The organism is Candidatus Nitrospira nitrificans (assembly GCF_001458775.1).
Taxonomy (GTDB): Bacteria; Nitrospirota; Nitrospiria; order Nitrospirales; family Nitrospiraceae; genus Nitrospira_D; species Nitrospira_D nitrificans.
In genome coordinates, this window is record NZ_CZPZ01000002.1 from 81298 (window position 1) to 107212 (window position 25915).

33 protein-coding genes are annotated in these 25915 nt (G+C 55.9%); 23 read left to right on the plus strand and 10 right to left on the minus strand.

What is annotated here, in order from left to right; all coding sequences use genetic code 11:
* Window positions 1-10: 10 nt before the first annotated feature.
* From purC to COMA2_RS02610, 18 genes are all read left to right on the plus strand, one after another.
* Window positions 11-715 (plus strand): phosphoribosylaminoimidazolesuccinocarboxamide synthase, encoded by a 705-nt coding sequence (gene purC, locus COMA2_RS02525; RefSeq protein WP_090894366.1) that lies wholly within the window; start codon window positions 11-13, stop codon window positions 713-715.
* Window positions 716-967: 252 nt separating this feature from the next.
* On the plus strand, window positions 968-1186 hold the full coding sequence (locus COMA2_RS02530) for a hypothetical protein (protein ID WP_090894368.1): 219 nt from the start codon (window positions 968-970) through the stop codon (window positions 1184-1186).
* Window positions 1183-1422, plus strand: a complete 240-nt coding sequence (gene purS, locus COMA2_RS02535) for a phosphoribosylformylglycinamidine synthase subunit PurS (protein ID WP_090894370.1) — start codon at window positions 1183-1185, stop codon at window positions 1420-1422. The genes COMA2_RS02530 and purS overlap by 4 nt, the downstream gene beginning before the upstream one ends.
* Before the next feature lie 75 nt (window positions 1423-1497).
* Window positions 1498-2208, plus strand: a complete 711-nt coding sequence (gene purQ, locus COMA2_RS02540) for a phosphoribosylformylglycinamidine synthase subunit PurQ (RefSeq protein ID WP_090894373.1) — start codon at window positions 1498-1500, stop codon at window positions 2206-2208.
* Window positions 2209-2651: 443 nt separating this feature from the next.
* Window positions 2652-2939, plus strand: a complete 288-nt coding sequence (locus COMA2_RS02545) for a nucleotidyltransferase family protein (protein ID WP_090894374.1) — start codon at window positions 2652-2654, stop codon at window positions 2937-2939.
* Window positions 2936-3289, plus strand: coding sequence for a HepT-like ribonuclease domain-containing protein (locus COMA2_RS02550; RefSeq protein ID WP_090894376.1), 354 nt, complete (start codon window positions 2936-2938; stop codon window positions 3287-3289). The genes COMA2_RS02545 and COMA2_RS02550 overlap by 4 nt, the downstream gene beginning before the upstream one ends.
* Window positions 3290-3481: 192 nt before the next feature.
* Window positions 3482-3820 (plus strand): Ig-like domain-containing protein, encoded by a 339-nt coding sequence (locus COMA2_RS02555; RefSeq protein ID WP_090894379.1) that lies wholly within the window; start codon window positions 3482-3484, stop codon window positions 3818-3820.
* A 164-nt stretch (window positions 3821-3984) separates the two neighbouring features.
* Window positions 3985-6222: a phosphoribosylformylglycinamidine synthase subunit PurL gene (purL, locus tag COMA2_RS02560; RefSeq protein WP_090894381.1), complete on the plus strand. Its 2238-nt coding sequence runs from the start codon at window positions 3985-3987 to the stop codon at window positions 6220-6222.
* Window positions 6223-6243: 21 nt separating this feature from the next.
* Complete coding sequence (gene purF, locus COMA2_RS02565; RefSeq protein WP_090894382.1) at window positions 6244-7674, plus strand: amidophosphoribosyltransferase; 1431 nt, start codon at window positions 6244-6246, stop codon at window positions 7672-7674.
* Window positions 7675-7687: 13 nt separating this feature from the next.
* A complete protein-coding gene (locus tag COMA2_RS02570; RefSeq protein ID WP_090894384.1) occupies window positions 7688-8044 on the plus strand; it encodes a PilZ domain-containing protein in 357 nt (118 codons plus the stop codon).
* 146 nt (window positions 8045-8190) lie between these two features.
* Window positions 8191-8721, plus strand: a complete 531-nt coding sequence (locus tag COMA2_RS02575; protein ID WP_090894387.1) for a peroxiredoxin family protein — start codon at window positions 8191-8193, stop codon at window positions 8719-8721.
* A gap of 157 nt (window positions 8722-8878) precedes the next feature.
* Entirely contained in the window at window positions 8879-9118 is a 240-nt protein-coding gene (locus tag COMA2_RS02580; protein WP_090894389.1) for a hypothetical protein, read from the plus strand.
* Window positions 9119-9166: 48 nt separating this feature from the next.
* Complete coding sequence (locus COMA2_RS02585; RefSeq protein WP_090894391.1) at window positions 9167-9769, plus strand: MBL fold metallo-hydrolase; 603 nt, start codon at window positions 9167-9169, stop codon at window positions 9767-9769.
* Window positions 9766-10593 carry a tetratricopeptide repeat protein gene (locus tag COMA2_RS02590; RefSeq protein ID WP_090894393.1) on the plus strand — a complete coding sequence of 276 codons (828 nt, stop codon included), beginning with the start codon at window positions 9766-9768 and terminating at the stop codon, window positions 10591-10593. The genes COMA2_RS02585 and COMA2_RS02590 overlap by 4 nt, the downstream gene beginning before the upstream one ends.
* Complete coding sequence (locus COMA2_RS02595) at window positions 10590-11027, plus strand: hypothetical protein (RefSeq protein ID WP_090894395.1); 438 nt, start codon at window positions 10590-10592, stop codon at window positions 11025-11027. The genes COMA2_RS02590 and COMA2_RS02595 overlap by 4 nt, the downstream gene beginning before the upstream one ends.
* The gene (locus COMA2_RS02600) at window positions 11024-12091 is read left to right on the plus strand and encodes an SAM-dependent methyltransferase (RefSeq protein WP_175304351.1); all 1068 of its coding nucleotides are present in this window, start codon (window positions 11024-11026) and stop codon (window positions 12089-12091) included. Before COMA2_RS02595 ends, COMA2_RS02600 begins: the two co-directional genes overlap by 4 nt.
* 369 nt (window positions 12092-12460) lie before the next feature.
* The gene (locus tag COMA2_RS02605; RefSeq protein WP_090894399.1) at window positions 12461-12880 is read left to right on the plus strand and encodes a thiol-disulfide oxidoreductase DCC family protein; all 420 of its coding nucleotides are present in this window, start codon (window positions 12461-12463) and stop codon (window positions 12878-12880) included.
* Window positions 12881-12998: 118 nt separating this feature from the next.
* A complete protein-coding gene (locus tag COMA2_RS02610) occupies window positions 12999-13871 on the plus strand; it encodes a hypothetical protein (protein ID WP_090894401.1) in 873 nt (290 codons plus the stop codon).
* A gap of 251 nt (window positions 13872-14122) precedes the next feature.
* Here COMA2_RS02610 and COMA2_RS02620 read toward each other — a convergent pair whose 3' ends face one another.
* Together COMA2_RS02620 and COMA2_RS02625 are read right to left on the minus strand one after the other, a co-directional pair.
* Complete coding sequence (locus COMA2_RS02620; protein WP_217490588.1) at window positions 14123-14695, minus strand: outer membrane protein; 573 nt, start codon at window positions 14693-14695, stop codon at window positions 14123-14125.
* Between the two features lie 164 nt (window positions 14696-14859).
* A complete protein-coding gene (locus tag COMA2_RS02625) occupies window positions 14860-15183 on the minus strand; it encodes a TRL-like family protein (RefSeq protein WP_217490589.1) in 324 nt (107 codons plus the stop codon).
* A gap of 703 nt (window positions 15184-15886) precedes the next feature.
* Here COMA2_RS02625 and COMA2_RS02630 point away from each other — a divergent pair.
* The 5 genes from COMA2_RS02630 (at window position 15887) to COMA2_RS02650 (ending at window position 19815) form a co-directional block, all read left to right on the plus strand.
* Window positions 15887-16396, plus strand: a complete 510-nt coding sequence (locus COMA2_RS02630) for a DUF3015 domain-containing protein (protein ID WP_090894406.1) — start codon at window positions 15887-15889, stop codon at window positions 16394-16396.
* A 56-nt stretch (window positions 16397-16452) separates the two neighbouring features.
* Complete coding sequence (locus tag COMA2_RS02635; RefSeq protein ID WP_245630824.1) at window positions 16453-18360, plus strand: Lnb N-terminal periplasmic domain-containing protein; 1908 nt, start codon at window positions 16453-16455, stop codon at window positions 18358-18360.
* 104 nt (window positions 18361-18464) lie between these two features.
* Window positions 18465-18740, plus strand: coding sequence for a type II toxin-antitoxin system HicB family antitoxin (locus COMA2_RS02640; RefSeq protein WP_245630826.1), 276 nt, complete (start codon window positions 18465-18467; stop codon window positions 18738-18740).
* Window positions 18737-18967: a type II toxin-antitoxin system HicA family toxin gene (locus COMA2_RS21225; protein ID WP_090894408.1), complete on the plus strand. Its 231-nt coding sequence runs from the start codon at window positions 18737-18739 to the stop codon at window positions 18965-18967. The genes COMA2_RS02640 and COMA2_RS21225 overlap by 4 nt, the downstream gene beginning before the upstream one ends.
* An 89-nt stretch (window positions 18968-19056) precedes the next feature.
* On the plus strand, window positions 19057-19815 hold the full coding sequence (locus tag COMA2_RS02650; RefSeq protein ID WP_245630828.1) for an alpha/beta hydrolase: 759 nt from the start codon (window positions 19057-19059) through the stop codon (window positions 19813-19815).
* Window positions 19816-19925: 110 nt separating this feature from the next.
* Here the strand turns inward: COMA2_RS02650 and COMA2_RS02655 are convergent, their stop codons facing one another.
* The 8 genes from COMA2_RS02655 to COMA2_RS02690 all read right to left on the minus strand — a co-directional run bounded on the left by COMA2_RS02655 (window position 19926) and on the right by COMA2_RS02690 (window position 25868).
* A complete protein-coding gene (locus COMA2_RS02655) occupies window positions 19926-20330 on the minus strand; it encodes a hypothetical protein (protein WP_090894411.1) in 405 nt (134 codons plus the stop codon).
* Window positions 20331-20534: 204 nt separating this feature from the next.
* A complete protein-coding gene (locus COMA2_RS02660; protein ID WP_090894412.1) occupies window positions 20535-21269 on the minus strand; it encodes an SDR family NAD(P)-dependent oxidoreductase in 735 nt (244 codons plus the stop codon).
* A gap of 34 nt (window positions 21270-21303) precedes the next feature.
* On the minus strand, window positions 21304-22059 hold the full coding sequence (locus COMA2_RS02665) for a TIGR04282 family arsenosugar biosynthesis glycosyltransferase (protein WP_090894414.1): 756 nt from the start codon (window positions 22057-22059) through the stop codon (window positions 21304-21306).
* Window positions 22056-22748, minus strand: a complete 693-nt coding sequence (locus tag COMA2_RS02670; protein ID WP_090894415.1) for a TIGR04283 family arsenosugar biosynthesis glycosyltransferase — start codon at window positions 22746-22748, stop codon at window positions 22056-22058. Before COMA2_RS02670 ends, COMA2_RS02665 begins: the two co-directional genes overlap by 4 nt.
* 6 nt (window positions 22749-22754) lie before the next feature.
* Window positions 22755-23165 (minus strand): hypothetical protein, encoded by a 411-nt coding sequence (locus tag COMA2_RS02675; RefSeq protein WP_090894417.1) that lies wholly within the window; start codon window positions 23163-23165, stop codon window positions 22755-22757.
* 2 nt (window positions 23166-23167) lie between these two features.
* Complete coding sequence (locus tag COMA2_RS02680; protein ID WP_090894418.1) at window positions 23168-24325, minus strand: 2'-deoxycytidine 5'-triphosphate deaminase; 1158 nt, start codon at window positions 24323-24325, stop codon at window positions 23168-23170.
* Window positions 24322-25515, minus strand: coding sequence for a KamA family radical SAM protein (locus COMA2_RS02685; RefSeq protein ID WP_090894420.1), 1194 nt, complete (start codon window positions 25513-25515; stop codon window positions 24322-24324). Before COMA2_RS02685 ends, COMA2_RS02680 begins: the two co-directional genes overlap by 4 nt.
* A 20-nt stretch (window positions 25516-25535) precedes the next feature.
* Window positions 25536-25868, minus strand: coding sequence for a glutathione S-transferase N-terminal domain-containing protein (locus COMA2_RS02690; protein ID WP_217490590.1), 333 nt, complete (start codon window positions 25866-25868; stop codon window positions 25536-25538).
* Window positions 25869-25915: the final 47 nt, after the last annotated feature.

Sequence of the window (25915 nt, forward strand, 5' to 3'; positions counted from 1 at the left end):
AGGTCCGATCATGGCGATGGGTGAGCTGCTTTACGAAGGCAAGGCGAAGAAGATCTTTTCGACGGGAAATCCGGATCAGGTCGTGCAGTATTTTAAAGACGATGCGACGGCCTTCAACGCGCAGAAGCGCGGCACGATCCTCGAAAAAGGCGTCATCAACAATAAGATCTCCGAGCGACTGTTTCAGCTCTTGGAGCAAAACGGGATCCGGACCCACTTTGTGGAGCGATTGAATGATCGGGAAATGCTCACCAAGAAAGTCAGGATCGTCCCGATCGAAGTCGTGGTTCGGAACGTCGTCGCGGGGAGTTTGGCCAAGCGGCTCGGGCTGAAAGAAGGGAACCGGATCGATCCGGCGGTTGTTGAGTTCTATTATAAGAACGATGCGCTGGGAGACCCGCTGGTGAATGATGATCATTTGCGGCTGATGAATGTCGCGACCCCAGGCATTTTGCGGGAGTTGCGAGAGCTCGGGCAGGCGATCAATAAGGTCCTCAAGCCGTTCTTCACCGAACGGAAGATGCAGCTCGTCGATTTCAAGCTGGAGTTCGGGGTTTTTCACAACAAGCTCATCTTGGCGGACGAGATTTCCCCGGACACCTGTCGTTTCTGGGACATGACGACCGGTGAGTCGATGGATAAGGATCGGTTTCGGAGAGACATGGGGAAGATCGAGGAGGCGTATCAGGAGGTGTTGAAAAGGGTATGTGGGTAAACGAAGGGCGAGCTGGAATTTCCAGGCTTCGGCACTCCGGCTCGACCGCACGTACCACTCCCTCTGCTCGCCTGCGCAACTTGTTCCGCTTCGAATGAAATTCTAGCGGAACTTCGAGCAGTGCTCGCCGTCCGCTCTGCGGAGCGCATCGGTCGTGGAGTGCGGGAAGCTCGAGCCTCCGTGCAAGGCGCCTGGTAATCCCAGCTCACCCTTTTCAATTAGTAGAGTGGAAGAGAAGAGAGAAGCAAAAGGATGCTGCGGGCATACTTGAATTATGGTCTGATCGCGTCGGTGGTGGTCTGGGCGGCTATTGTAGGCGTGATGGCCTACCGGCTGGACCAATCGCCCTGGCGGTGGGCATTCGTCGGCCTGGTGCTTGCCGGCGGATTGACTGTCGCGGCCATACTCTGGATCAAGAAATATGTGGATCGGTTGAACGAGGCCGAAGAAAAGCAGGAGAGTAAGTTGTGAAAGCCAAAATTCACGTGACGTTGAAGCCAGGTATCTTGGATCCACAGGGCAAGGCCATCGAGCATGCGCTGGACTCCTTGGGGTTTAAGCATGCAGCGAATGTGCGCGTCGGAAAGTACATCGAGTTGGATCTTCAGGAGACGGATGTTGCGAAGGCCGAAGCGGCGGTCAAGGCGATGTGCGAGAAGCTTTTGGCGAATACCATTATCGAGGAATATCGGCACGAGTTGGGATAGGGTTGCGTGCCGAGGAAATCAGGGACGCTCGAACTCAATCGACGTGCCCTACGGCTGAGTAGGTAGGACTGACATATGAACATTGGGGTCGTCGTGTTTCCCGGCAGTAATTGCGATCACGACTGTCGATATGTCTTTCGGGATGTGCTGGGACAAGATGTGACGATGGTATGGCATAAGGAGCCGTCATTGGCCGGTTTGGATACGGTGATCCTGCCGGGCGGATTTTCGTACGGCGATTATCTCCGCACCGGGGCGATTGCGCGGTTTTCTCCGGTCATGCAGGCGGTCAAGCAGTTTGCGGCTGAGGGAAAATTGGTGCTGGGGATCTGCAACGGATTTCAGATTCTGCTGGAAGCGGGCTTGTTGCCCGGCGCCATGTTGCGAAACAAGTCGTTACACTTTATCTGCCGCGAGACGCACGTCAAGGTGGAGAACGCGGCGACGCCGTTTACGAATGCGTGCAAGCCCGGTCAGGTGCTCAAAATCCCGATCGCCCATGCGGATGGGAACTATTACACCGATCCGGTGACCTTGGCCGGGCTTCAAGCCAACGCGCAGATCATCTTCCGCTATTGCACGGCGGATGGGAAGGTGACTCCGGATGCCTGTCCGAACGGCTCGCTCGACAACATCGCGGGCATCCGCAACGCGGAAGGCAATGTCCTGGGCATGATGCCGCATCCGGAACGTTGCGCCGAGGCGATGTTGGGGAATGAAGACGGGCGGTGCATTTTTCAATCAATGATTGAGTCTTTGAAAAAGAAGAAGTTGGTAGGAGTATGACGGAGGTAGGCTGTAGCCAGCCGATCTGCTTGTCACTTAGTGCATCGTGCGATGCACGCACAAGGATTGACGAATGGTGATCAAAGTAGGCAGGCACCCTAGAGGGGTGGAGCAGTAGTAGAGGGATGTCTGGAGCAACGCGCCCCCAATGTTTTATAGATTTGATGAATATTTCTGATGAATATTTCTATTGAGCACCGCTCTATTACATTCTCCTCGGAGATATATAGTTCGACCTTGTTGTCTTCATTATGACAGTAAGGGGCGTTGATAGTCCCAATCAATGATGTATTGTCAAGAATCGATGAGGTCCTTAGAGATAATAAGCGTATCGAGTGGTTCTATATTTGGTGGCACATGTTGTTCGCTATGCAGGACAATCTGGCGGACGGCGAGTACAAGAAGATCATTTGGGATTATACGATTCAGTGTGAAATAGAGCCATGACGACACTGGCGTTAAAAGGAAAAACCCCCGATATCCTCCGGATTGCCAGATCGCATGGGGTATCACGGGTACGGGTGTTCGGATCGCATGCTGTGGGCCGTGCGCGTCGGACCAGCGACGTCGATTTGTTGGTCACGCTTGAGGCCGATCGCGACCTTTTGGACCTCATCGGTTTTAAGCTAGATCTTCAGGACCTATTAGGCTGTGAGGTTGATGTGGTGACTGAAAAGGGGTTGAGCCCGTATTTTCGCTCCACCATCCTCCGTACAGCAAAACCGTTATGAAAGACGTGTCTGCCTATCTCAGGCATATCGCCGAGGCTATTAAGAAGGTAGAGAAGTACACGAAGGGTGGTCATGCGAAGTTCGTGGAAGATACCATGATCCAGGATTCGGTGATCCGTAACCTTGAAATAATCGGTGAGGCTGCCAGGAATCTTCCTGCAGAACTGAGGAAAGCTTACCCAAAGGTGCCATGGCGGAGCATCATGGGAATGCGGAATGTGCTGATCCATGAGTATTTCGGTGTTGATCTCGACATCGTATGGAAAGTGGTTACGCAAAGGCTACCTATTCTTAAGGAACAGGTAGGGGCCATGCTTATAAAGAGCAATCGACCGAAGAAGAAAGGGTAATGCCTGATCGCCTATCGAGAAGGTTAAGGAACTTGTTTTTTACCTGAACCGGTCGATACCAGAATCATCAGCGGGTTGAGCATGATCGGTAGCCTGTGGAGGATTGAAGATGGAAAGTGGTCGCGGTAAAGTATTGCGTCAGTTAGTGCGCATCAATCTTACATTTTTCCATAATACATGAGGAGGGTCCCGATGAGACGTGTAGGTGCAGTGTTGGCGGCAGTTGGTCTGTTGACCTTGAGTGTCGGTGTCAATGTCTGGGCGGCGGGAGATGACGGCAGCCAGGTTAAGATAACCAGCCCGGCAGCGGGAGCCGTCTTGAAGGGCGGTGATGTCGAAGTGAAATACGAACTGACGAAGGGTAGCCAGGCGACGCACGTCCATTGTTTCGTGGATGGAGAATATCAGAAAGGATGGAAGGGGATGGTCAAGGGGATGTCACCTGGCGCCCATGAGATCAAGGTTGTGGCGGCGGATAAGGACCATCAAACGTTAGCCGCTGAATCAGCCGTGAAAGTGGAAGTGCAGTAGAACGAGCTCGAGATCTTAGTATTCGGGCCGAGGGACCGGCGAGGCACCAGAATGCCTCGCCGGTCGGATCGGAGCAGTGCCTACAACGGTGTCATGTATATCCTTCAGAAGACCCCATGGGAAGCTTTGTCCCCGTGACCGCTAAAGGCATGATGTAGGCACGCATGACAGTTATTACCAAAGATCTCATCGCTCAGCACAATCTCACGGGCGAGGAATATCAAAAAATCATCGACATTCTTGGGCGTGAGCCCAACATGACGGAACTCGGTATGTTTTCCGTCATGTGGTCGGAGCATTGCTCCTACAAAAGTTCGCGCGTGCACTTAAAGAAGCTGCCGACGACCGGGCCTCGTGTCGTCCAGGGGCCAGGGGAAAATGCCGGGGCCGTTGATATCGGCGACGGGTTGTGCGTGGTGTTCAAGATGGAATCGCACAACCACCCGTCGTTTATCGAGCCTTATCAGGGCGCCGCCACGGGAGTGGGCGGTATTCTGCGCGACATCTTTACGATGGGGGCGAGGCCGATTGCGCTGCTCGATTCGCTGCGGTTTGGAGAATTGCACTCGTCGAAGAATCGCCATCTCATGAAGGGGGTTGTCTCCGGGATTTCCGGCTATGGCAACTGTATGGGAGTCCCGACCGTGGGAGGCGAGATCGTCTTCAACGACATCTACGCGCTCAATCCGTTGGTCAATGTGTTTTGTCTCGGGATTGCCCATCAGGACAAGATCTTCCGTGGCACGGCCGCCGGCGTGGGGAATCCCGTGATCTATTTCGGCTCGAAAACGGGCCGCGATGGAATTCATGGGGCGACGATGGCGTCCGATTCGTTCGACGATCAATCGGAGCAGAAGCGGCCGACCGTCCAGGTCGGCGATCCCTTTACGGAGAAATTGCTGTTAGAGGCCTGTCTCGAGTTGATGGAGCGCAATCTGCTCGTCGGGATTCAAGACATGGGGGCTGCGGGGCTGACGAGTTCCTCCTGCGAAATGGCGTCCCGCGCCGGCAACGGCATCGAGTTGGACTTGACCGTGGTGCCTCGGCGCGAGCCGGGCATGACGCCCTATGAGATCATGCTGTCTGAGTCTCAAGAGCGCATGCTGATGGTGGCGAAAGCCGGCAAGGAAGACGAATGCATCGAGATTTGCAGGAAGTGGGATCTGGATGTCGCGGTGGTCGGGAAAGTGACGGCCGATGGAATCTTGCGGGTCCTGGATCAGGGGAAGGTCGTTGCGGCGATTCCGGCGAAGGCCTTGGCCGACGACGGTCCCCGCTATGAGCGGCCCTTTCAACCGCCGGCCTATCAGGATATGCTGACGAATCTGAACTACGACGCCCTTCCCGACGTGAAAGATGCGAATGCGGCATTATTGGCCTTATTGGAGTCGCCGACGATCGCCAGCAAGCGGTGGGTGTACGAACAGTACGATCATACGGTGCGGACGAACACGATGGTTCGTCCGGGATCCGACGCGGCGGTGGTGCGGATCAAGGGCACGAAGAAGGCCGTGGCGATGACGGTCGATTGCAACAGCCGCTATTGTCTGTTGAATCCCTATGAAGGGGCACGGCTGGCCGTGGCCGAGGCGGCGCGGAATCTCGTGTGTTCCGGCGCGGCGCCGATCGGTTTGACGGATTGTCTCAATTTCGGCAATCCGGAGCGACCGGATATCATGTGGCAGTTCGCGATGGCGATCGAAGGAATGAAAGACGCTTGCGAGCATTTCCAAATCCCCATCGTGAGCGGAAACGTCAGCTTTTACAACGAAACCAATGGACTCTCCATCTACCCGACCCCCATGCTGGGCATGGTCGGGCTGATCGATGACGTGGAACGGTCGATGACTCAGTGGTTCAAGCAGGAAGGCGACGAGATCCTCTTGCTTGGTTCTTCTCGCGAGGACTTGGGTGGATCGGAGTATCTCAAGGTCGTGCATGCTCGTGAACAGGGATCGCCGCCCTATCTAAGTCTGACCACGGAAAAGGCGCTCCATGATTGCGTGCTGTCCCTGATTCAGAACGGTTTCTTGCGATCCGCCCATGATTGTTCGGAAGGCGGTGTCGTTGTCGCAGTGGCTGAAAGCTGTATCTCCGGACCGGAACGGACGTTCGGTGCCGTGATAAGATTGAACAGAGGTCGGCTTCGAAAAGACGCCGTTCTCTTCGGCGAAAGTCAATCGCGGGTGGTGGTCTCCGCAAAGCCGATCGATCGACAGGCTATTTTCTCCGAAGCGAGGCGCTTTGGTGTCCCGGTGGAAGTGATCGGGGCCGTTTCCGGCGAACGGCTGGTTGTATCCGTGGGAGAGGACGGTTCGATGGAACAGGTGATCGATCAGCCGGCGGCGATAGTCTATGATCGGTGGGCGTTTTCCTTGGAACGAACGTTGAACCACTCCTAATCTCGTGAACCGTTGAGGACCATGCGCAAAGAACTGCCGATCGTCTCGCCCGATAAGTTTCACGACGAATGCGCCGTCTTCGGCGTCTTCGGTCATGAAGAGGCCGCCAACCTGACGTACTTGGGTCTGTATGCGCTGCAGCATCGCGGGCAAGAGGCATCCGGAATTGTCGCGGGAGACGGAGAGCATGTCTTCGTGCAGAAAGGCATGGGTCTTGTCGCCGACATTTTTCACAAATCGGTGCTGGAGAAATTGCCCGGCCATATGGCCGTCGGACACAATCGCTACTCCACGACCGGCGGCAACGACTTTAAGAATGTGCAGCCGCTGACCGTGAATTTCGCGCTGGGCAATTTGGCCCTGGCTCACAACGGCAATCTCATCAATGCCCAGATGCTCCGACACGAGCTGGAAGCCTACGGAGCGATCTTCCAGTCCACATCGGACAGCGAAGTCATTATCCACCTCATCGCCCATTCACGCGCGGACTCCTTTCTCGCGCGTGTCGTCGATGCGCTGAGTCAGGTGCGTGGCGCGTTTTCGGTTGTCTTGATGACCGACAACGGTCTCATCGCCGCGCGTGATCCGTATGGGCTCAGGCCGCTGTGTATCGGACGTCTTCGGAGCAGCTGGATCGTGGCGTCGGAGACCTGTGCGTTGGACTTGCTCGATGCCGAGTATATTCGAGAGGTGGAACCGGGCGAGCTGATCGTGATCACCGACCAAGGACTCGACAGTCACCATCCGTTTCCTAAAAAGAATCCGGCCATGTGTGTGTTTGAGTATGTTTATTTTGCCAGGCCTGATAGTAGAATCTTCGGGGGGAACACCGTCTATACCACGCGTAAGGCGCTGGGGCGGCAGCTGGCTCAGGAGGCCTGGGTGCCGGCGGATATCGTCATTCCTGTTCCGGACTCCGGCGTGCCGGCGGCGCTCGGTTATGCCGAAGGGGCCGGGATTCGCTTTGAAACCGGTTTGATCCGCAACCATTACGTCGGGCGAACGTTCATCGAGCCCGAACAGTCGATTCGTCACTTCGGGGTCAAGGTCAAGCTGAATGCCGTGCCCGAAGTGTTGGATGGGAAGCGGGTCGTCGTCATCGACGATTCATTGGTTCGCGGCACGACGAGTCGCAAGATCGTCAAGATGATCCGGCAAGCCGGGGCGAAGGAAGTCCACATGCGAATCAGCTCGCCGCCGATCATCTCGCCCTGTTTCTATGGAATCGATACGCCGACGAAAAAAGAGCTGATCGCTTCCGATCACTCAACGGAAGAAATCCGCAAGTACATCACCGCCGACAGCTTGGCCTATCTCAGTCTCGATGGCATGCTCAAATCCGCGCCGAAGACGCCGGATCAATACTGCACGGCTTGTTTCACGGAACGCTATCCCCTCCCGTTTACCCGCGCGGAAGAGCTTCAGCTTGGTCTGTTCGAGTCAGCGCGCTGAGCGCTCCTCCGATATGATGCCTCCGGAACAAGACGACGAAAAAGAGCTGCAATCAAGAGGTCGACCACGAGTGCCGGTCGACTATCCCGTCCGATTCACGGGAGAAGACGGAGGATCGGGCCGTGGGGTGGTGAGGAACCTGACACTCGCCGGAGGTGAAGTCGAGAGCCGTATCCAGCTTCCCATCCAGGCGCGTGTGCGTCTTCAAGTGCAGCCTCCAGGCGCTCGCCCTCCGATCATCATTGCCCTTGCCATCGTCCGATGGAAGCAAGGTGATCGATTCGGAATCGAGTTTGTTCGATTTGAGGGAAGGGCCAAGGACCACCTCAAGGATATGCTGAATCAGCGTGAAGGCTCTCACGAAGACTAGTTTCCCTCCCGCGCCACGGTTGCCGCTCTAAAAATTTCCGTGATAGGATGCGGCATCGCTGCTTGTTTACGCAGCGACCACGGTTGCACCAGGACCCCGATGGTCATGGTCGGGCGCGTGTGATGTCTGTTGAAAGGGAGGTCGTGATGAGACGGCTTGCACGGGCGTTTGGGCTGCTGGTCTTCCCGGTACTCTGCGCGACACTGGTTTCGGCAGCGGGATTGTTCCAAGTAGGAGAAAAAGCTCCATCCTTCACTCTTACCGCCCTCACCGGTGAAACCCTGTCGCTCGAATCCTATAAAGGGAAAGTGGTGGTGCTGGGACTCTTTCATATCTGTGATCCATGCATGATCCAGGGGAGCGCCTTGCAAAAAGTCCATGAGTCGACACAAGGCAAGAACGTGGCCGTGCTGGGTGTCAATTCGTCAGGGAACTCTAAGCGAGAGGTCGGCGAATTCTTGTCCGGCTTCCCGGTCAAGGTCACCTATCCCTATCTGTTAGATCCAGCCAAGGTGACAGATAAGCTGTACGGTGGGGGAAAGTTTATTCCCAATGTGTATGTGATCGACCAGCAGGGCGTCATCCGCTGGCAGCGAGTCGGCAATATGGACTTGGCGGGAGTCGACGTCATTCTGGCAGAAGTTGAGAAGCTATTGGCGAGCGGAAGTAAAATGTAACGGGCGAGGACGGACGTTTCTCTGTGCGCGCTGACCGCCCGCCAAGACTCTATCGAATGTAGAAAGATGGCGGCGGTCCCTCAATGCGCGCAGTGAGAGGCACGTCCGTCCTCGCCCGTACATGATAAAAGGGGCGTGGAAAGGAAAAGAGGCAGTTATGGATGAGATGGAAGAGGGGAAACAAAAGTTTTTAGAAGTGGTGCGGGACATTGACGGGTCGGTGCAAGTCGTGATTCCCGTCACGCCTTCCAACAGCATGTTCTTGATCTCGCTGACGAAGGGGCCCCATCGTAAATTCATCACCGTGCCGGAAGACGACATTATCGACTTGCCTCATGAAGCGAGCATCCGGACGAAAGTGACCAAGACGATCAAGGACGCCGTCGCGGCCCTGTGATGGCCGTGATTGTCATGAATTTCCGATGATAGGCCGCCGGTTCTTGCTATGAAACAAGTCCTGCCCGACATTTGGCAATGGTCGTGGTTTTCCGACGAGAAGCAGCTCGATTTCAATGGGCTGTTTCTGATGATCGGTGAACATAAGATCCTGGTGGATCCACCCCCGATGACGGGCGAAGCGAGAGCGGTTGTCCGCCGACATGAGCCGATCGACTACATCATCATCACGAACCGAGATCACATGCGAGAGGCGGCGGTCTATCAAGCAGAGTTCAGGTGTCAGCTGCGAGTGCCGGAAGCCGATGCCGCCCAGATGGATGTGACGCCCACGAAGACCTACAAGGACGGTGAGCTCTTACCCGGTGGGATGTGGGCGATCCATCTGAAGGATCAGAAGTCGCCGGGGGAATCAGCGTTGTTTATCGAGCGGGGCCGAGGGGTGCTGATCGTAGGGGATGCGCTGATCGGCAAGCCGCCCGGTTCCGTACGCCTGCTTCCTGTCGAAAAGTACGCGGACGTCCAAAAGGCCAAGGATGGGCTTTGCCGCCTCTTGAAGTACAACTTCGATAGCCTTCTTGTCGGAGACGGCGTCTCCATCCTTGCCGGTGGGAAACAGCAGGTGGAACAGCTCTTGTCGGTGGCGTCATGACAGTGCGGCACAGCCTATCCGAAGAATTGAATCGACAAGGCAACGAGCATTTCTCACGAGGGTACTACACGGAGGCCTATACCTGTTACGCCAAGGCGTTGGAGTATGATCGTCTCACCGGTGATCAACGTGCCTTGGTCGCCACGCTCGGCAACTTGGGAAACATCTGTGCAGTCAGCGGACGGCGTGAGGCCGCCCAGGCGAATTATCAGGAGGTTTTGGAATTGCAAAAAGTCCTCGGTGATGAAAAGGGCATCGGGACGACGCTGGCAAACCTGGGGAACCTTCGGGCCGATGCGGGCGAATGGGAGCGGGCACGGGCGTATTATCTGGAGGCCCTCGATCTCATGACCAAAACGCATGATGAGCCGGCCCAAGCAGTCTTGTTTTCGGACCTTGGGTTGGTGGCTCGTGAAACCGGTCACTTCGAGGAAGCCATTCAGTTGTACGAACGGTCGTTGGAGTTGATGCGTCGGTTGGGTAATCTGGGCGGTGTTGCGGACGCCTGGCGCATGATAGGCCGCACATTCCTGATGCAACAACGCTACGATGAGGCGACCGCCTGTTGCCAAACCAGTCAGTCGGTCGCCGAACGGTTGGGCGACGAGCTTCGTGTCGGGGGCGCCCGATACGTGATGGTTCAATGTTATGAGGACATGGGGCGTTTGCAGGACGCCGCGGATCTGCTCGAACAGGTGGTGCGCATGGATCGCAAGTATCGCCTGCCGAAACTGGAAGAAAACACGCAACGTCTACGCGCACTCCGCGCCCGTCTTGCCGATCCCTATCAGTCGCAATCTCATCATCGAGGGATGCAGGCATGACTGAGCCGGTTTCCCCCACCTGGATCCAGCTACGTGCCGATCTCCAGCGGTCTTTCCCCCAATTTTACGAATTGGAGCCGGAGGGTCCGCTCGTCATGGACCTCGGTGGAGACGGCTGGCTCTTAGAAGTCAGGCCGGACGGGAGAGTTCTTTGCCAGTATGGGATGGCGTTGGATGAGGTCATGGCGCTCATGTCGGAAGGCACGCCGGAGGACTTAGGGACCGACGAAGTCGCGAAACAGGCCAAGTACTTTCTCCAGCCGGCTGTCGCCAAATACCGGGCGCTCCTTCTTCAATCCGGGTTTGTTGAGGAGACCGAGATGACGGACGAGTTTGTGGCGATCACATTTGCGCGAGATGCGGATCTGCAGAATCGCGCCAAGCTGGACGATCTCCTCCGATGGTGTTGCAGGCAAATTGGACGCGCATCGTGACTCGACGCATCACGACCTTCGACGAATTTCGGGAGGCCGTCTCAGCCTATCGCTTGCCGCGAGTATTGCTGGTTGCGCTGGAACTGGATCTCTTTACGGCCGTCGGCGACCGAGCATGGACGATCCCCGATCTCGCCAAGGAGCTCAAGGTCAGTGAACGGGGTTTGAGCATCGTGTGTCGTAACCTCGCAGCGGTCGGGGTATTGCGGAAAAAAGGAGACGGTTACAGGAACAGCCGACTTGGAGCGACGGCGCTGAATGCCGACCATCACGCCTATCGCGGCGGCTATTTGAATTTGATCAAAAGCCATTGGGGGGACTGGATCCGGTTGTTGGAATCCGTGCGGAGCGGCTTGCCGATCGACCATGATGTCCCGGACGGTCCGGACTACCGTCGGCAATTCACCTGGGCCATGCACCACAGGACCTTGGAAATTGCCCCGGCCATTGCGGCGCAGATTCCGTTGGCTGATTCTAAAACACTGCTGGACCTCGGCGGGGGGCCAGGCACCTACGCCATGGCATTTCTCGCGAAGCACTCCATGCTTCGCGCCACTGTCTGCGATCGAGAGGCCGCGATTGACGTAGCGAAAGAAATCGCCGCCACTCACAAGGCGCGGCGTCGACTTTCCTATCTCCCGCTTGATTTCTGCACCGAGACTATTCCCGGCACCTATGATGTGATCTGGTATTCGAATGTGCTGCACATCTATTCGCCGGAAGAGAACCTGGCTATTTTCCGACGAGCTCAGGCGGCATTGAGGCCCGGGGGACGATTCATCATCCAAGACGCGTTTCTGCGCGATCGCGAAGGTCTGTACCCAGTGGAAGCAAGTTTGTTTGCTGTGTCGATGCTGTTGTTCACGCGAGGGGGGAATACCTATTCCGTACTGGAAACTGCGAGATGGCTGAAGGAAGCCGGATTCGTCCGTGTCAAACAGGTCCCACTTAAGAAAGGGACGGAGGACTGGGAGGGCGGGATTCTGGAGGCGTCGGTCCCTGGTCCCCACCCAAAAACGACCGTCCGCCGAACAGGATCAAGCAGAAATAGAAAAGCCCGCTGACTCCGTTGGCCGTCATCGAAACAATACCTTCCGCATCCCTTGCCGGCGTCTGAACGATCGTGGCGACGTCCATTGCCAACCCAACCGTGGCGTAGAAGACGCACACCACTGAGACCCATTGAAGTCGGAGCCAAATCAAAAGAGCGAGTACAAGAGGTATGAGAATGAAAAAGCCGATCTTCCAATCGATAACCAGCGGGGTGGAAGCGCCGCTCTGTACGAAAAGAAACCCTGCCTCAACAATGAGGGTGCTGAGTACCAGAGCCAGCAAGGGGCGTTGTTGCATCCGGTTACTATAGACCGTCGAAGAAAAGTTCGGCAATGGGTGCCTTGTTGTCGTGACTATCTCAATGTTAGCTTGTTTCTACTATGGGTACCGATCAGTCAGCGGATGGTCAATCGCCAGGGCAGGCCTGTCTTCTGCTGTACGATGGAGAATGTCGACTCTGCATTTTCGTGAAAACGAAACTTGAGCAACTACGAGTTGGTCAAGCAGGAACAGATATCAGATTCCTCACTTATCAGAGCGATGAGGCTCAAATAGCCCTGGGGCGAAAGCATCGTCCTGGTTGTCCTGCCGTGGCTTTCTTGATTCGACCTTCCGGAGAAGTGCTCCAGGGGCTCGACGCGTTTCTCCCTCTCGTCTCTACCCTGCCGGGTGGAAAACTCCTGCTGTGGTGGTTAAGGTTCCCTTCCGCAAAGCGGTTGGCCGAATGGGGCTATCGCATGATCGCGCGCCATCGGTATCGATGGTTTGGCGAAGCTAATCCCTCCATTCGACAAGACTGACGAAGCAGGTCCTTTCCTCTCCAGACCCCTCTTTCGAGGGGATTCTTCCTACGGCGAAGGAATTTACGGACGACCTACCCTCTTTCAGAATGCGCTCAGCTTCTTGGAGGGTAAATCTATGTTGCACAGATGGGTCGTGTTGCCGAGTTGTTCTGGCCTGGGCCATGTGACCGATCGACCACAGGACAGGGCGCACCGTGATCCTTCGAAGGCCGTAAGCTGCCTAATTGCAGTCGTCTTGGGTCTCTTATTCTCTATTGCTCAGGCTTGGGGAGAAACCGGCGCGGAAGAAAAAAGGACAATTGTGGCGGCAGGATTCGGGTATCAAATCGGCACCGTCTCGACGATCGCAGTAAAAGTCTATGACGCTGAGTCGGGCATCATCTTGTCCGATGACGTGTATGAACTATCCGTTAAAGAAAGTGATGGGGGGAGATCGAGCCGCGGGCCGCGGATTTTTGCCGGGGGCGTCGGGCTTGGTGCGACCGATCTCTCTAATTTTGTATTGCGTGTATACGCCGCCGATACCGGAGTGTTCCAATGGGAGGGGCGACTCAATTTGGTGCAACCTGAGGGGAAGGCGGCGGGGAAGCTCGTATCGACCGTGCTGCCACGACAAGCGATCATCACGAAGGTGCAGAGTGTCGAAGCGACTATCGAGGAGCCGGTGTTTTTGCTGCGCGCCATGGACCCGGCGACCGGCATGCTGGTGTGGGAGGATGAGTTTACGACGGTCAGGACAAGAATTCCTCGAGCCCAGCTTATTGCGGGCCCATCGATCCAGCCGAACAGCATTTCGCTCGCAAGCTCCCATACCTTCAACTTCAGAATTCGTATGTATGATCCAAACGGAGGAAAAATCCTATGGGAGGATCAGCTTTCTCAGAGAGAGTCCGATGAGGGACCAGAGCAATCGCACAGCGATCAGGCCGATCTACTTCCCGCTTGGCCCAACCTCCCGCAGGAAGAGTCCATCGCAGGGTCGATCTAGGATCCGGACTCGAGTAAGCGGCATAAAATGCGTGGAATTGTGTTGCGCCGGCGACAGCCGCGTTTCTTGAACGGAGCGACCCTTCCGGTCCGCCGCGACCTGATTTTCTTCGCGCGCTCATCCTGTTCCGGCCAATTACGTCAGAACTACCGTCTTGTTATCGATCGTAAACGGTGCACCGTGCCTGTCCATGCTGAAACACAATGGGCTTTGCTGGGTTTGTGGCGGGATGACAGAGGCCTCGACGGGGATTAAAAGCGCAAGCCTGCGCCCACCAATCCATAGTGGGTGCGAAAATCGATGGCCAGACCCTCCCAGTGATAGTTGGACGAAAAATAGCGGTACTCGCCGAACAGAAAAATCTTGGAGCTGAGGAGAACTTGGGCGCCGCCGAGAAACTGATGCGCGAAGGCGCGAGCTGAATCAAAATCCTTATCGTCTCGCCCTGCAATGTTCGGGTTCAGGAGTGTGCCGTGCGACCACCCTATGCCCATGCCGACATAGGGACGAACCGTCTCACCCGGGTAACGCAGGATCAGGTTGAATGTCGTATTGATCATGAGCAGGTCGGAGCGGCCGGTCCCATGGTTCTGCCCATTGGCGACGTTGGGAAAGGAAATCGCTCCACCGTGCATGTTGGAATCGAGCTCGAGGCCCACCATTCGACGTAGCGCCGCCGGGAAGAGTCCCACTTTCAGTCCGGCACCGAAGCCGTCTCGAATCGTGGCGGGCACCGTCGTCTCTTGGTTGAAAATCTCCACATCACGCGGCCAGCTTCCCAGCGCATAGGCGCTCAGTTCGACATCTCCGAATTCGGCAGGCATCGCCACCTCGGTTATGCAGAGATAGCCGAACAATACGCTGGGTAGGCAGATAAATAGTGCGAGGGAATCGAGTCTCACGATTCCACGAAGGAATGAAGGCAGAAAGGAAAGGGGCCTTCGGGAAGTCATTCCGAAGGCCCCTTTCTTCAATTCGCTACGGCTGACTAGTTACCACGAACGATCGTGCACCATTCACCGAGGATGCCCAAGATATTCTTGGCGGAGTGGTCCACGGAGGCGACTTTGGTGATGCCTCCGGCAGCCTTTGCAGCCTGGACGCTTGCATCGCCGGTTGCGACCCATCCGAGAATCGACTGGCCGCAGGCCTTACCCTCTTTGGAGGCTCCTGCCTCGTCGGTTGCGACATCGCCGTACTTTGTTTCATTGTAGATAACACCAGCCATCGGAGAGGCAACGATCTGACAGCCGCTCAAGCTGAGGCCGACAAGGGCAATAACTGCGAGAGAGAGTCGGGATACGTGCTTCATGTGGTTCTCCTTAAATTGAAGTTATACTGACAGGATTGCTTAGGTGTCGTAAGCAATCACCCGCAGGAGTATAGCCATATACGTGGTGTCCGTCAATCTTGAATTTAGTCGTTTGGGGATTGCATCCATTATGGGGTAGCGGTGCGGGTATTCTACAGCCGCTTATTAGTATGCTCTTGCGGGGAACACTGGGTGGGATCCTTAATAGAGATCTACATCAGTGGATCTTCAAGGTATTTCTCGATGGAACTATTCTCTGCCGGCGGGGAATGGAAAATCGTCGAGTCGATCCTCACTCAAGCAATGTGTCGTCAACACTCATCGGACAGCGCCCCGCCAGTGGAATATCCATCCCTAGTCCAATAGTGAGCAGTTAGTGAGCAGTGGTCAGAACGGCAATCAATGTTTGATTGCCATGACGTCGTCTCGACGGCTGGCTCTACGTAGTCACAGCGAGAGTCTTTGAATCAGGCATTGCGTTGTCAGGTTAAGCATATGAGTAGCGATTCAACCTTAGGCCAAGAAAAAGTTGTTGCGCTCACTTGTGATTTGTCTATAATCATCTGGCTCGTGTGATTGATGTGAATTATTCTTCAACCCGAAATTTCCTATAAACATCGGAAACGAATTCGGTTATACTTTGGATCGATGTTTTGGCAACAAATAAGTGGGTGCTTAACTAATTTCTAACGGAGGAGGACTTATGTCGAAGAAAGTGCTCTTTTTGTCGATCGCCGTACTGTTTGGTGCTCAAGCGGGTCTGGCGATGGCGGCAAATCCAGACACCGGTCCGGGCTGTGGATTAGGGAAGTTGGCTTGGGGTGAGTATAAGGGGCAGAAGGAAATCGCTCCTCAAGTGCTGCAGGCCACCACGAACGGCACCTTTGGCAGCCAGACGTTCGGCATCAGCTTTGGAACCTCCGGATGCACCAACGATGGCAAGGTCATGAGCGAGCATAAGACGACGATGTTTGCTTCGCTGAATTTCGATGCGCTCAGCGCTGAAATGGCTCAGGGGCAGGGCGAACATTTGGCATCGCTTGCGACGCTGATGGGCGTGCCGGCGGAGCGCCACGCTGCGTTTTTTGCCATGACCCAGGAACGGTATGCGTCCCTGGTCCAAGCGGGGGAAGCTTCTCCCGTCGCATTGGTGAAATCCCTCAATGATGCGATCGCGGGCCATCCGGCCCTCGCGCAAGCATCAGTACGTTAGGACATTATAGGGGCCTTGGCAGAAATGTCAGGGCCCTTGTTGTCTCTTGTCACACCGTGCTGGTTTTTCTTCTTGCCTTTCTAACCGGTTTACTCGCTCCCGTTTCTTCACATGCACAGCAATCCCAACATGAGTTGTATCTCAAGCAGCTCATCGACAGGGCCGAACAGGCCAAGCTTGCAGGGCAGCGCGAGTGGCATCTCTTATTGCACTACCGGAAGGGGCTCTTCGGCGGATATGAAAGCGAGCAGGACGATCCAGGATTTTTCTTGTCTCCCAATGGGAAGACGGATCCGTCGGCTGAGCTTGCGGCGACCCTTGCGCAATTCTTCTCCGCAGAACTGGTCGGTCGCTCTCGACAACCGGCTCAGTGCGCGTTCATCGCTCGGTATCATTGGCTGAACGAGCAACTGCAGTTTGATCCGACCCGACTTCCGCCGCTCTCCTGTGAACGGTTTGATCGCTGGTACGAGGATTTCGAAGTCCAATCTATTTCTCTGATCTTCCCCTCCGCCTTTCTGAACAACCCGGCCTCCATGTTCGGTCATACCCTGTTTCGTGTCGATCAAAAGGGCCAGACCGAGCAGACCCGCATTCTCGCCTATACCATCAACTATGCGGCGGATGTGCCTCCCGACGCCGGTCTTGCTTATCCTATACGGGGCATCTTTGGAAGCTATAAGGGGTACTTTTCCACGATTCCCTATTACCTCAAGGTGCAGCAATATCGAGACATTGAAAACCGGGATATTTGGGAATATCGCCTGAATCTTACCGAGAACCAATTGCGGCGATTTCTGATGCATGCGTGGGAATTAGGGAATGCCTACTTCGATTATTTCTTTTTTAAGGAGAATTGCTCGTACCATATCCTTGCGCTGTTGGATTATGCCGATCCGGATTTGCATTTGACGGATGAGTTTATCGGGTGGACGGTCCCTGCCGATACCATTCGATTGGTCGTCTCAAAACCCGGCTTGGTGTCAGATATCACCTACAGGCCTTCTCGCAGCACAGTGATCAAACGGAAGCGAGAATCCTTGTCTGCGGCGGAACGCGATCTGGCTCATCGGATGACACAAGATGTCGGTGAATTGACGTCGCCGGCATTCACCCGGTTGATGCCTGCCAAACAGGCCTTTCTGCTGGATCTCGCATCAGACTATCTACGGTATCGAATCGAGACGACTGACTCTTCAAAGCCGGAGTGGAAGGAACGCAATAGGACGGTTCTGACAACCCGCAGTCAGCTTCGCATTCCATCCGAGGAGTTTACCGTGCGCCCATTCGCGAAACAGCCGGAACTGGGCCATAAGACCTCACGCGCAGTCATCGGGGCAGGCTGGCGCAATAACGATACGTTTGAAGAAGCGACCGTTCGCGGCGGCTACCACGATTTGCTCGATCCGGAGGTCGGGTATACTCCCGATGCGCAGATTGAAATGGCCTCCATCACGGTGCGGCACTACAATCGAGCGGATCAGACCAGGGTAGAACGAGCGACGTTGCTGAATCTTTTGTCCCTCTCGCCGATCGACTCGGTCTTTCTGGCTCCCTCCTGGAAGCTGAACATTGGGATGAACACCATCCGACATCACGATTGTCAGCTCTGCAGCAACGGCCTCTTCAACGCCGGGGTCGGAGGGGCGAAGGAATTGCGGTTGCTCAATCGGGAAGTCCTGTTCGCCTTTGCGGAAACCGAGGCAAACATCAGCAAGGCATATCATGAGCTGCATCGGGTGGGCGGTGGTGGCACAATCGGACTGTTGGCCGATCTCACCGAGCGTTGGAAATTTATGGCGACGGGGACGTATATGAAGTTTCCGTTGGGCGACAAGTCCGATGATTTCCGATGGTACGTCGGGTCGCGCTTCACCTTGGCCAGAAATTGGACGGTCAGATTGGAATACAATCATCGCGACCGCGACAATGATGTCCTCTTCAGCCTGCAAGCGTTTTTCTAGGCGATACCTGTCTCCATTTGACATCGAACTTCGACCTTTTTTACACTTAGTCGAAGTTCACCCCCCACGCAAAAAGCCACGGCTGTGAAGCCATGGAGCTTCACGTGAATCCAACGGAGGAAACCATGGACGCTTGTGAATATCGTTACACGGTTTTTTTTGAACCGGCTGAGGAGGGAGGATACATTGTCACCTGCCCAGCCTTGCCGGGGATGGTGACGGAGGGTGAGACTTTGGAGGAAGCTCGAGTCATGGCAAAAGACGCCATCCGCGCATATCTGGAAAGTTTGCGGAAAGACGGGCTTCAGATCCCTCCCGACAAAGACATCCGACTCCATCCTGTGAAAGAGGAATTGACCGTTGGGCTTGATGCCGCATGAGTCGGCGGCTGCCTCCGCTCACACCGAAAAAAGTCCTTCGCGCTTTGCAAGGAGCCGGGTTTTTCGTTCATCACACATCTGGCAGCCACTACATTCTCAAACATTCCGATCAGCCAACTCTTCGCGTGACCGTTGCCTTTCATAACAGAGACCTCAAGCGTAGGACCTTGGAATCGATCGTTGAGCAGTCCGGTCTTTCCATCGAAGAATTTCTTAAGTTTCTTTAGCCGATATGCCATGGTGGTGATGCCCTGAATTCTTTGGTGCTCTATTACCGCTCATGACGTGACACTGAAAACGGGAAAACGGAATCATCGTGCTCGATCAATTCTTCGTCTATCATCCTGAACCTTGGCAAGACCGAGAGTGGGCACGGTTAAGCGGGCTGCCGCTGGAGGATGTGTGGTTTCAAGCTGCCGATGGAGCGAGATTGTTCGGTTGGTATGTCGAGGCGGCTGCCGATCGTCCGGTCATGCTCTGGTGCCATGGCAATGCGGGCAATATCATCAACCGCCTCGACAATCTCAAGCTCCTGTACCAGATGGGACTGTCGATTTTCTTGTTCGACTATCGTGGATATGGAAAGAGTCAAAGCGTCCGACCCAGTGAAAAAGGTATGTATGATGATGCGTCCGGAGCCTACGACTATCTCACCCGAGTGAGAAAAATCAGTTCTGAACGGATCGTCTTGTTCGGACGGTCGCTTGGAGCTTCCGTGGCAGGTGAGCTTGCGGTGCAACGCGCGGCCTCGGCTCTCATCCTGGAATCGTCGTTTCCTTCCATCGAAGCCGTGGCGAAATTCTATTATGGTGGGTTACCCGTGCATTGGCTCCTTGGAGCCGCGCATCGATTGATCGACCGGCTTCCGCAGCTCTCCCTTCCGAAGCTGATCATTCATGGGGACAAGGATGACATTATTCCCATCGAGTTTGGTCGTCAGATCTTCGACGCGGCCAAGCCGCCCAAGGAATGGTATGTGATCGAAGGCGCCGACCATAACAACACGTATCTGGTGGGTGGACGAGCCTACTTTCGCCGGCTCGGAGAGTTCATCAAACAAGCGCTGGCCGTATGACTGCGGATCAGTTCTCGCTGTGCACGATTATTCATTCGTGTGCTTATCCGACCAGGGGAGTTCGAGATCGGGCATTGCTCAAGCCAAAGAGCTCGTAAGCTCTCATCTCCTCAGCTCTTCGCTTCCCGTGGCGGCCAGTTCATTTCTGTGTGCCGGCCGCAGTAGTAGCATTGGAGGCGGTAGCGGGCTTTGCGACGTGGGTTAGGCAAGGAAATGAAGGTAATGGGCGTGTCGTCGTACGGGCATGTCGGCTGTTCGTGGAGGAGATGCATTTCCGCCATCAAGGTGATGGAGGCCACGTCCCATGAAGGCTGGTGTTCTTCCTTGCCGGTGATCTTCTCGACCGCGTGGCAACGCTCGCAGATGGCTTCGTAAGACTTGATGCGGGCGCTATGAGGCGTATGATCGGCCACTTCCATCGCTCCACCGCAGCCCGGTTTCGCACAAGTCACATGTTCATGCTGAAGGGCTTGAACAAACCGTCGATGAACTTCGCGTTCCTGTTCCGATTTCATCGTACCCCTCCCTTTCTTAAACTCTCTTTTCTCCAAAGAACGGCATTCAGGTTGGTTCCCCTGCGCCTTGCTTCCTCTCCCGCGAGGTGAGGGCGGTGGCCTCACCTGCGCGCATGCACCGAGCACCGCCCTTTGGTCTCCATACAATCAAGGTTGTGTGCGCGGTGCGCGAGCAACTGAGGGCAGCGCGCTTGCCTCGCATCCTCATATTCCCCACGCGCCGCTGATTTGGATATTCGCGCCGTTTACGTATCGCGCTTCTTCGCTGAGTAAATACCGGACCGCTGCAACGGTATCGTCGACCGTTCCAATGTAGCCGGCGGGGATACGCTTCGTCATTGCCGCAAGTTCTTGCGGCGGCGCACTGCCGGAATCGATGAAGCCGGGCGAGACGGCGTTGACGGTAATACCATAAGGCGCCAGCAACTTGGCCAACGTGCGCGTCAAAATGAGCACGCCGGCCTTGGCGATGTAATGAGCGGTGACGTCGGGCTGCGCTTCCATCTGATCGGCGTTAGCCATGCTGAAGTTGATGATATGGCCGATCTTGCGGGCCTTCATGCCCGGCGCGACGGCCTGGGCGAGGTAGAAGATGGGATGCAGGTTGCCGGCAAACATCTCGTTCCAACCCTCGACGGTTTCGTCGAACAGGTTGATTCGATGATAGGGACCTGCGCCATTGATCAGGACATCGACTCGCCCCCATTCCGTTTCAACCTGCGCCACCATGTTCTTGGCCGCCACTGGGTCAGAAACATCGCACCGGATGGCCAGCGCTTGTCCTTCTCGCTGCATGATCTCCTGCGCCGTTGTCTTGGCCTCGCCTTCGCTGGTTCTATAGCAGAAGGCAATCTTCCAGTGCCGTGACGCGAGATCGAGGGCGATCCCCCGCCCGATGCCTTTTGCCCCTCCGGTAATGAGCGCGACGTGCTGGTCCATGTGGGGCCTCTTTAGTTGAACGGTTAAGGGAGCATTATCCTCTCGAAGAAAGTCGTTTGGCGAGCGCCTGAAGCACGCCGGCCGTGCGGCCTGAAAATACCCGATCATTCTTCTGCTTCTTGGTGTCGGCGGCGCAATCTTTCATGAGGGCTTCCAGATCGGCCAGAGTATCGACGTCGCGCCACGGTTGAATCACGGAAGCCTTGAATCCGATCGCCGCCGCTTTCTCCTGTGTGAGCCTGAGTACTTGATCGGTCGACCATGGAATGTCGGCGAAGAGTTCCGGCGCCGGCCGCTTGAGGCCGATCAGATAGTACCCTCCATCCAGCGCCGGCCCAAGCACGAGATCATGGTTCTCCAGCAAAGCGAGCGCCTGCTTGAAATGATCGGGTGGAATCGTCGGCACGTCCGTTCCGACGAGTGCGACCTGTCGATACCCTTGCGCGAACAGTGTTTGAAAGGCTTGGTTCATGCGACTGCCGAGGTCTTTGCCGACTTGATCGATCAGTTTCACGCCCTGCCGCTCCTCCAAAATCTTGAAGAAGACGTGCGTCGCGGACGGGGCACAGGCCAGATAGCGATCGATCGGCAACTTCAACTTCGTGACGGCGGTTTGTGTTCGCTCCAGTGTATCGAGGACAAAGCTCCCATGGAGCGTGGCCGCTTCGTCGGGGGTGAGCGGTGGGCAGAGGCGTGTCTTGACCTGCCCAGGAACCGGCGCTTTGGCGAAAATCGCCAGAGCGGCCTGGTGAAGGGTGAGGGGTGAAGAGCGAGGGGTTGTCGGTTTCATCGGACGGCGCTGTAAAAGTCTTTGAGTCGGTGAGGGCTGACGCCTGCCCAGTACAAGAAGCGAAGGGTCCACATCAAGAGAATGGTCCTCAGCGGGCCTTGTGTGTCCCACCGCCGAAAGGAGGTAGTGACAGTGTCCCGGAGCGCCACAGTTCGACCCGCTTGCTGAAGCCGCCTGCTGAATTCGATATCTTCCATCAGCGGGATCTCCGAGAAACCACCAAGGAGTTCGAATATGTGGCGGCGGACAAAGAGAGCTTGGTCGCCGGTCGCGATGCCCGTCAAGCGCGACCGGCGATTCATGAAGGAACTGATGACTCGGCCGCAAATCGAGGGATTGTCGAATCGGACGTTGAACCGTCCGCCTACAGCGGTGTGCTTGGCCAAGGCCGATTCGATGATCCGTCCGGCTTGCGCCGGCAACTGTGTGTCGGCATGCAAGAACAAGAGAATTTCACCCTGGCTGGCTGTCGCGCCTTCGTTCATTTGGCGTGCACGCCCTCGTGGCGACGTGATCATGCAGGCATTGGCCGTGCAGGCGCAAAATTCTTGAGCGAGGCTGACGGTGCCGTCGGTGCTCCCTCCGTCGACGATGATGATTTCGGTGAGGGCGGACGCTGACAGACATGCAAGCGTGCGAGGGAGGCTCCTTTCTTCGTTCAGGGTCGGAATGATGACGGAGATGGTCATCAGAGATCACGTCGCAGGCTTCTTAGGCTCGACGAACATGAAATACATGACGATGATGATGGTGACCCAGAAGAGGACCTGCTTGTGCCAAAACAGGACTTCTCCATATTGAAAGAGGGCTAAGGCCAAGGCGATTGCAAGGGCCATGACCCCATAACGGAGGATCGGAGTTTCAATGGAGGCGTTGGCCCATATCGCGAGGCCGCCGAAATAGATAAGAAAGGGCATCATGTTGATTTCAAAGCCGCCGCTGATGGACAGAAACACATTGAGAAAGCCGATAAACATCAGCGCGGTTCCGACCATCAACCCGATGACGTGGATTTGATGTTCGTTGCCCGTCCCCTGCTCCTCCGGTTCGGTCGGCCGTGCCGGGTGGAGTGATTCGTCGTGAGGTGGGAGATCGGATGGAGCCATAGTTAGACTTTAAAATGCTTGCTGAGCGATAAGGTTTGTCGTTGATAGGAAGATCCCAACGAGGATCCATAGAGTTGCGTCGGCATTCCCATCATCCTATCGTAGACGACTTTGAAGAAGGTCTGTCCGTCATGGATCAAGAATGGCACGTCGTGTGGGCGAACTTCCAGCACAACTTGTGTGCCGGTGATCTCTCCCTTCGATCCATACCCGAATCCGGGGTCGAAAAAACCCGCATAGTGAGTGCGGAGTTCCCCGCAGGCCGCTTCGTAGGCCACCATTTCTGCGGCGTAGCCGGCCGGCACGCGAATGCGCTCCTTCGAGGCCAGGATATAAAACTCTTCGGGCTCCAATAACAAGCTGTCATGGCGATGGCGATGGAGCGGCTCCCAAAAATCGGCCGCCGCGTAATGGCCGACTTTCTCGAGATCGATGACGTGGCTGTTCTTCTTCGCGCGGTACCCGATGATACGGGAGTCTCTCTGATCCGCGCCGGCGAGGTCAATGCGGAGGAACAATCCACGCTCGACACGGAAGTCTCGGCTGCCGACGGCCTTCGGGGAAGCCACATTGTGATACAGCAACGGCGTGTTCCGATGAAGGGTCTGAAGCGTTCGGTCCGGCACCGTGGCCTCGCCGCACACGAACCGGATTTGATTCAACGACTGCCCCGTGCGAACTTTGATGGCAAATGAGCGGGGGACGACCTCCAGGAAGAGCTGGCCTCGATAGCCGGCGCGGATTTCATCGAACCCCGAGGTGAGGTCCGTCACCACGCGGGTAAAGACATCCAGGCGACCGGTTGTGCTCTTTGGATTTGCCCGTGCGCGGATGGTCTTCGGGAGAGCCAGCTGTTCCAGCAATGGAACGAGGTAGACGTGCCCCTTCTCAAGAATCGCTCCGTCGGTCAGATCCATCTCATACATCACGAGGTCCGATTGGTAAAAATCCAGCACGTCCAGACGCGAGGAGATGGCCGATAGTTCGGGCAAGAAGCTGCTGATCAGCCGATAGGCTTTGCGGCCTAGGCGGAGATCGAGGCTGGCCGGCTGGATCTGCCGGCCCTCGACGGTCGGCGAAGCGCTGATGGCTCGGCTTGCGATCAAGCGCTTGATGTCTTGATAGGGAAGGATGCCGGTTCGGGATGAATGAGTGGTCACAGGTCGTTCGCATCTCCGCCGCAGCTGTTGCCCCAGGCGGCATAGCCGTCGCGATCGGGGTAGCTGTCACCACACGTCACATAGGCTTCTTCGGAATCCTCGAGCGAGGAGTCTACGCCGACCATCGGCAGTTCCCGCCGGTTGTCGGCCTTCGGCTGAGGATAGCGGAACGTCTTCTTCTCGTAATTCCTGAGGATGGCTCCGTCCTCGTCCAGGTGAACCAGATAGTCATCCGGCAGCAACGGGATCTTGCCGCCGCCCCCCGGCGCATCGATGACGAAATGGGGCACGGCCATTCCACTCGTATGCCCTTGGAGCGCCTTGATGATGTTCAGCCCCGTTGCAACGGTTGTCCGGAAATGATTCGTCCCCTTGGTCAAGTCGGCCTGGTACAGATAATAGGGTTTCACCCGAGCAAGGAGCAGCTGATGGACGAGGCGTTTCATGATTTCCGGATCGTCGTTCACGCCTTTGAGGAGCACGGTTTGGGCGCCCAAGGGAATGCCGGCGTCCGCGAGCATGCCGCATGCAGCTTTCACCTCAGGTGTCAATTCGTCCGGGTGATTGAAATGCAGGTTCATATAGATAGGGTGATACTGCTTCACGATCTCACAGAGTTTAGCCGTGATGCGTTGCGGCAACGATCCTGGGACCCGCGTGCCGATCCGTATGAGCTCCAAGTGAGGGATCGTTCGAAGCGCCTTCAACACGCGTTCGAGGAGGTAGTCGGGAAGCAGCAGCGGATCCCCTCCCGAAAGGATGACATCGCGCACTTCCGTGTGCTCGCGAAGATACTGGATCGCCCGGTCCAGTTCCCCTTTTTTGAGGAAGCCCGGTTTCCCGACCAGTCGTTTCCTGGTGCAAAACCGACAATAGATCGGGCATTGATTCGTCACCATGAGCAACACCCGGTCCGGGTAGCGGTGAACGAGGTGCGGCACCGGGCTCATGAGATCTTCTTCAAGGGGATCGTCGTCGGCCGCAATATCATCCAACTCCGCCAGATCCGGGACCACTTGCTTCCAGATGGCGTCATCCTTGGATTTGATGGTCTCGAGCACCGTCGGGGTGATCCGCATGGGGTAGGGGCCGACGATTGCTTCGATCTCTTTTTCATCGAGGCCGAATCGTTCGGCCAAGTCCTTGGGTTTCACGATGCTCTTTGCCAGGACTTGCTTCCAGTCTTCCATAGATGTCGTTCCTTCGTTGATCAGTGAATCCGACAAGAAGGGTGTTCGTCGTCTTCGTTCGGAACATCGGGCGTTGCGCGGGCTTGCGACTGAAACTCGGTCGCTGCCGCGGCTCCGGCTCGGTCGGCACGATACCGCTTGTCCAGGTAGGCCAAAATGTCGGCGGTTTCCGTCAGGACGAGCTCGCCGTCCTTGAGGACCGGTACATAATATTGGCCGGATACCGCGTGAACCTGCGTGCGCATGCGTCTGCTGTCCGGCACGACGACAGCGTCATAGGTCAGCCCCAAGTCGGCCAGTTTGCGGCGGACTACGAGACAGTCAGGGCACCAGTCGACATGGAAAAGAGTCATGGCCACGATGGGTATAAGGCTACCAGGAAAAGAAAGAAAGTGAAACG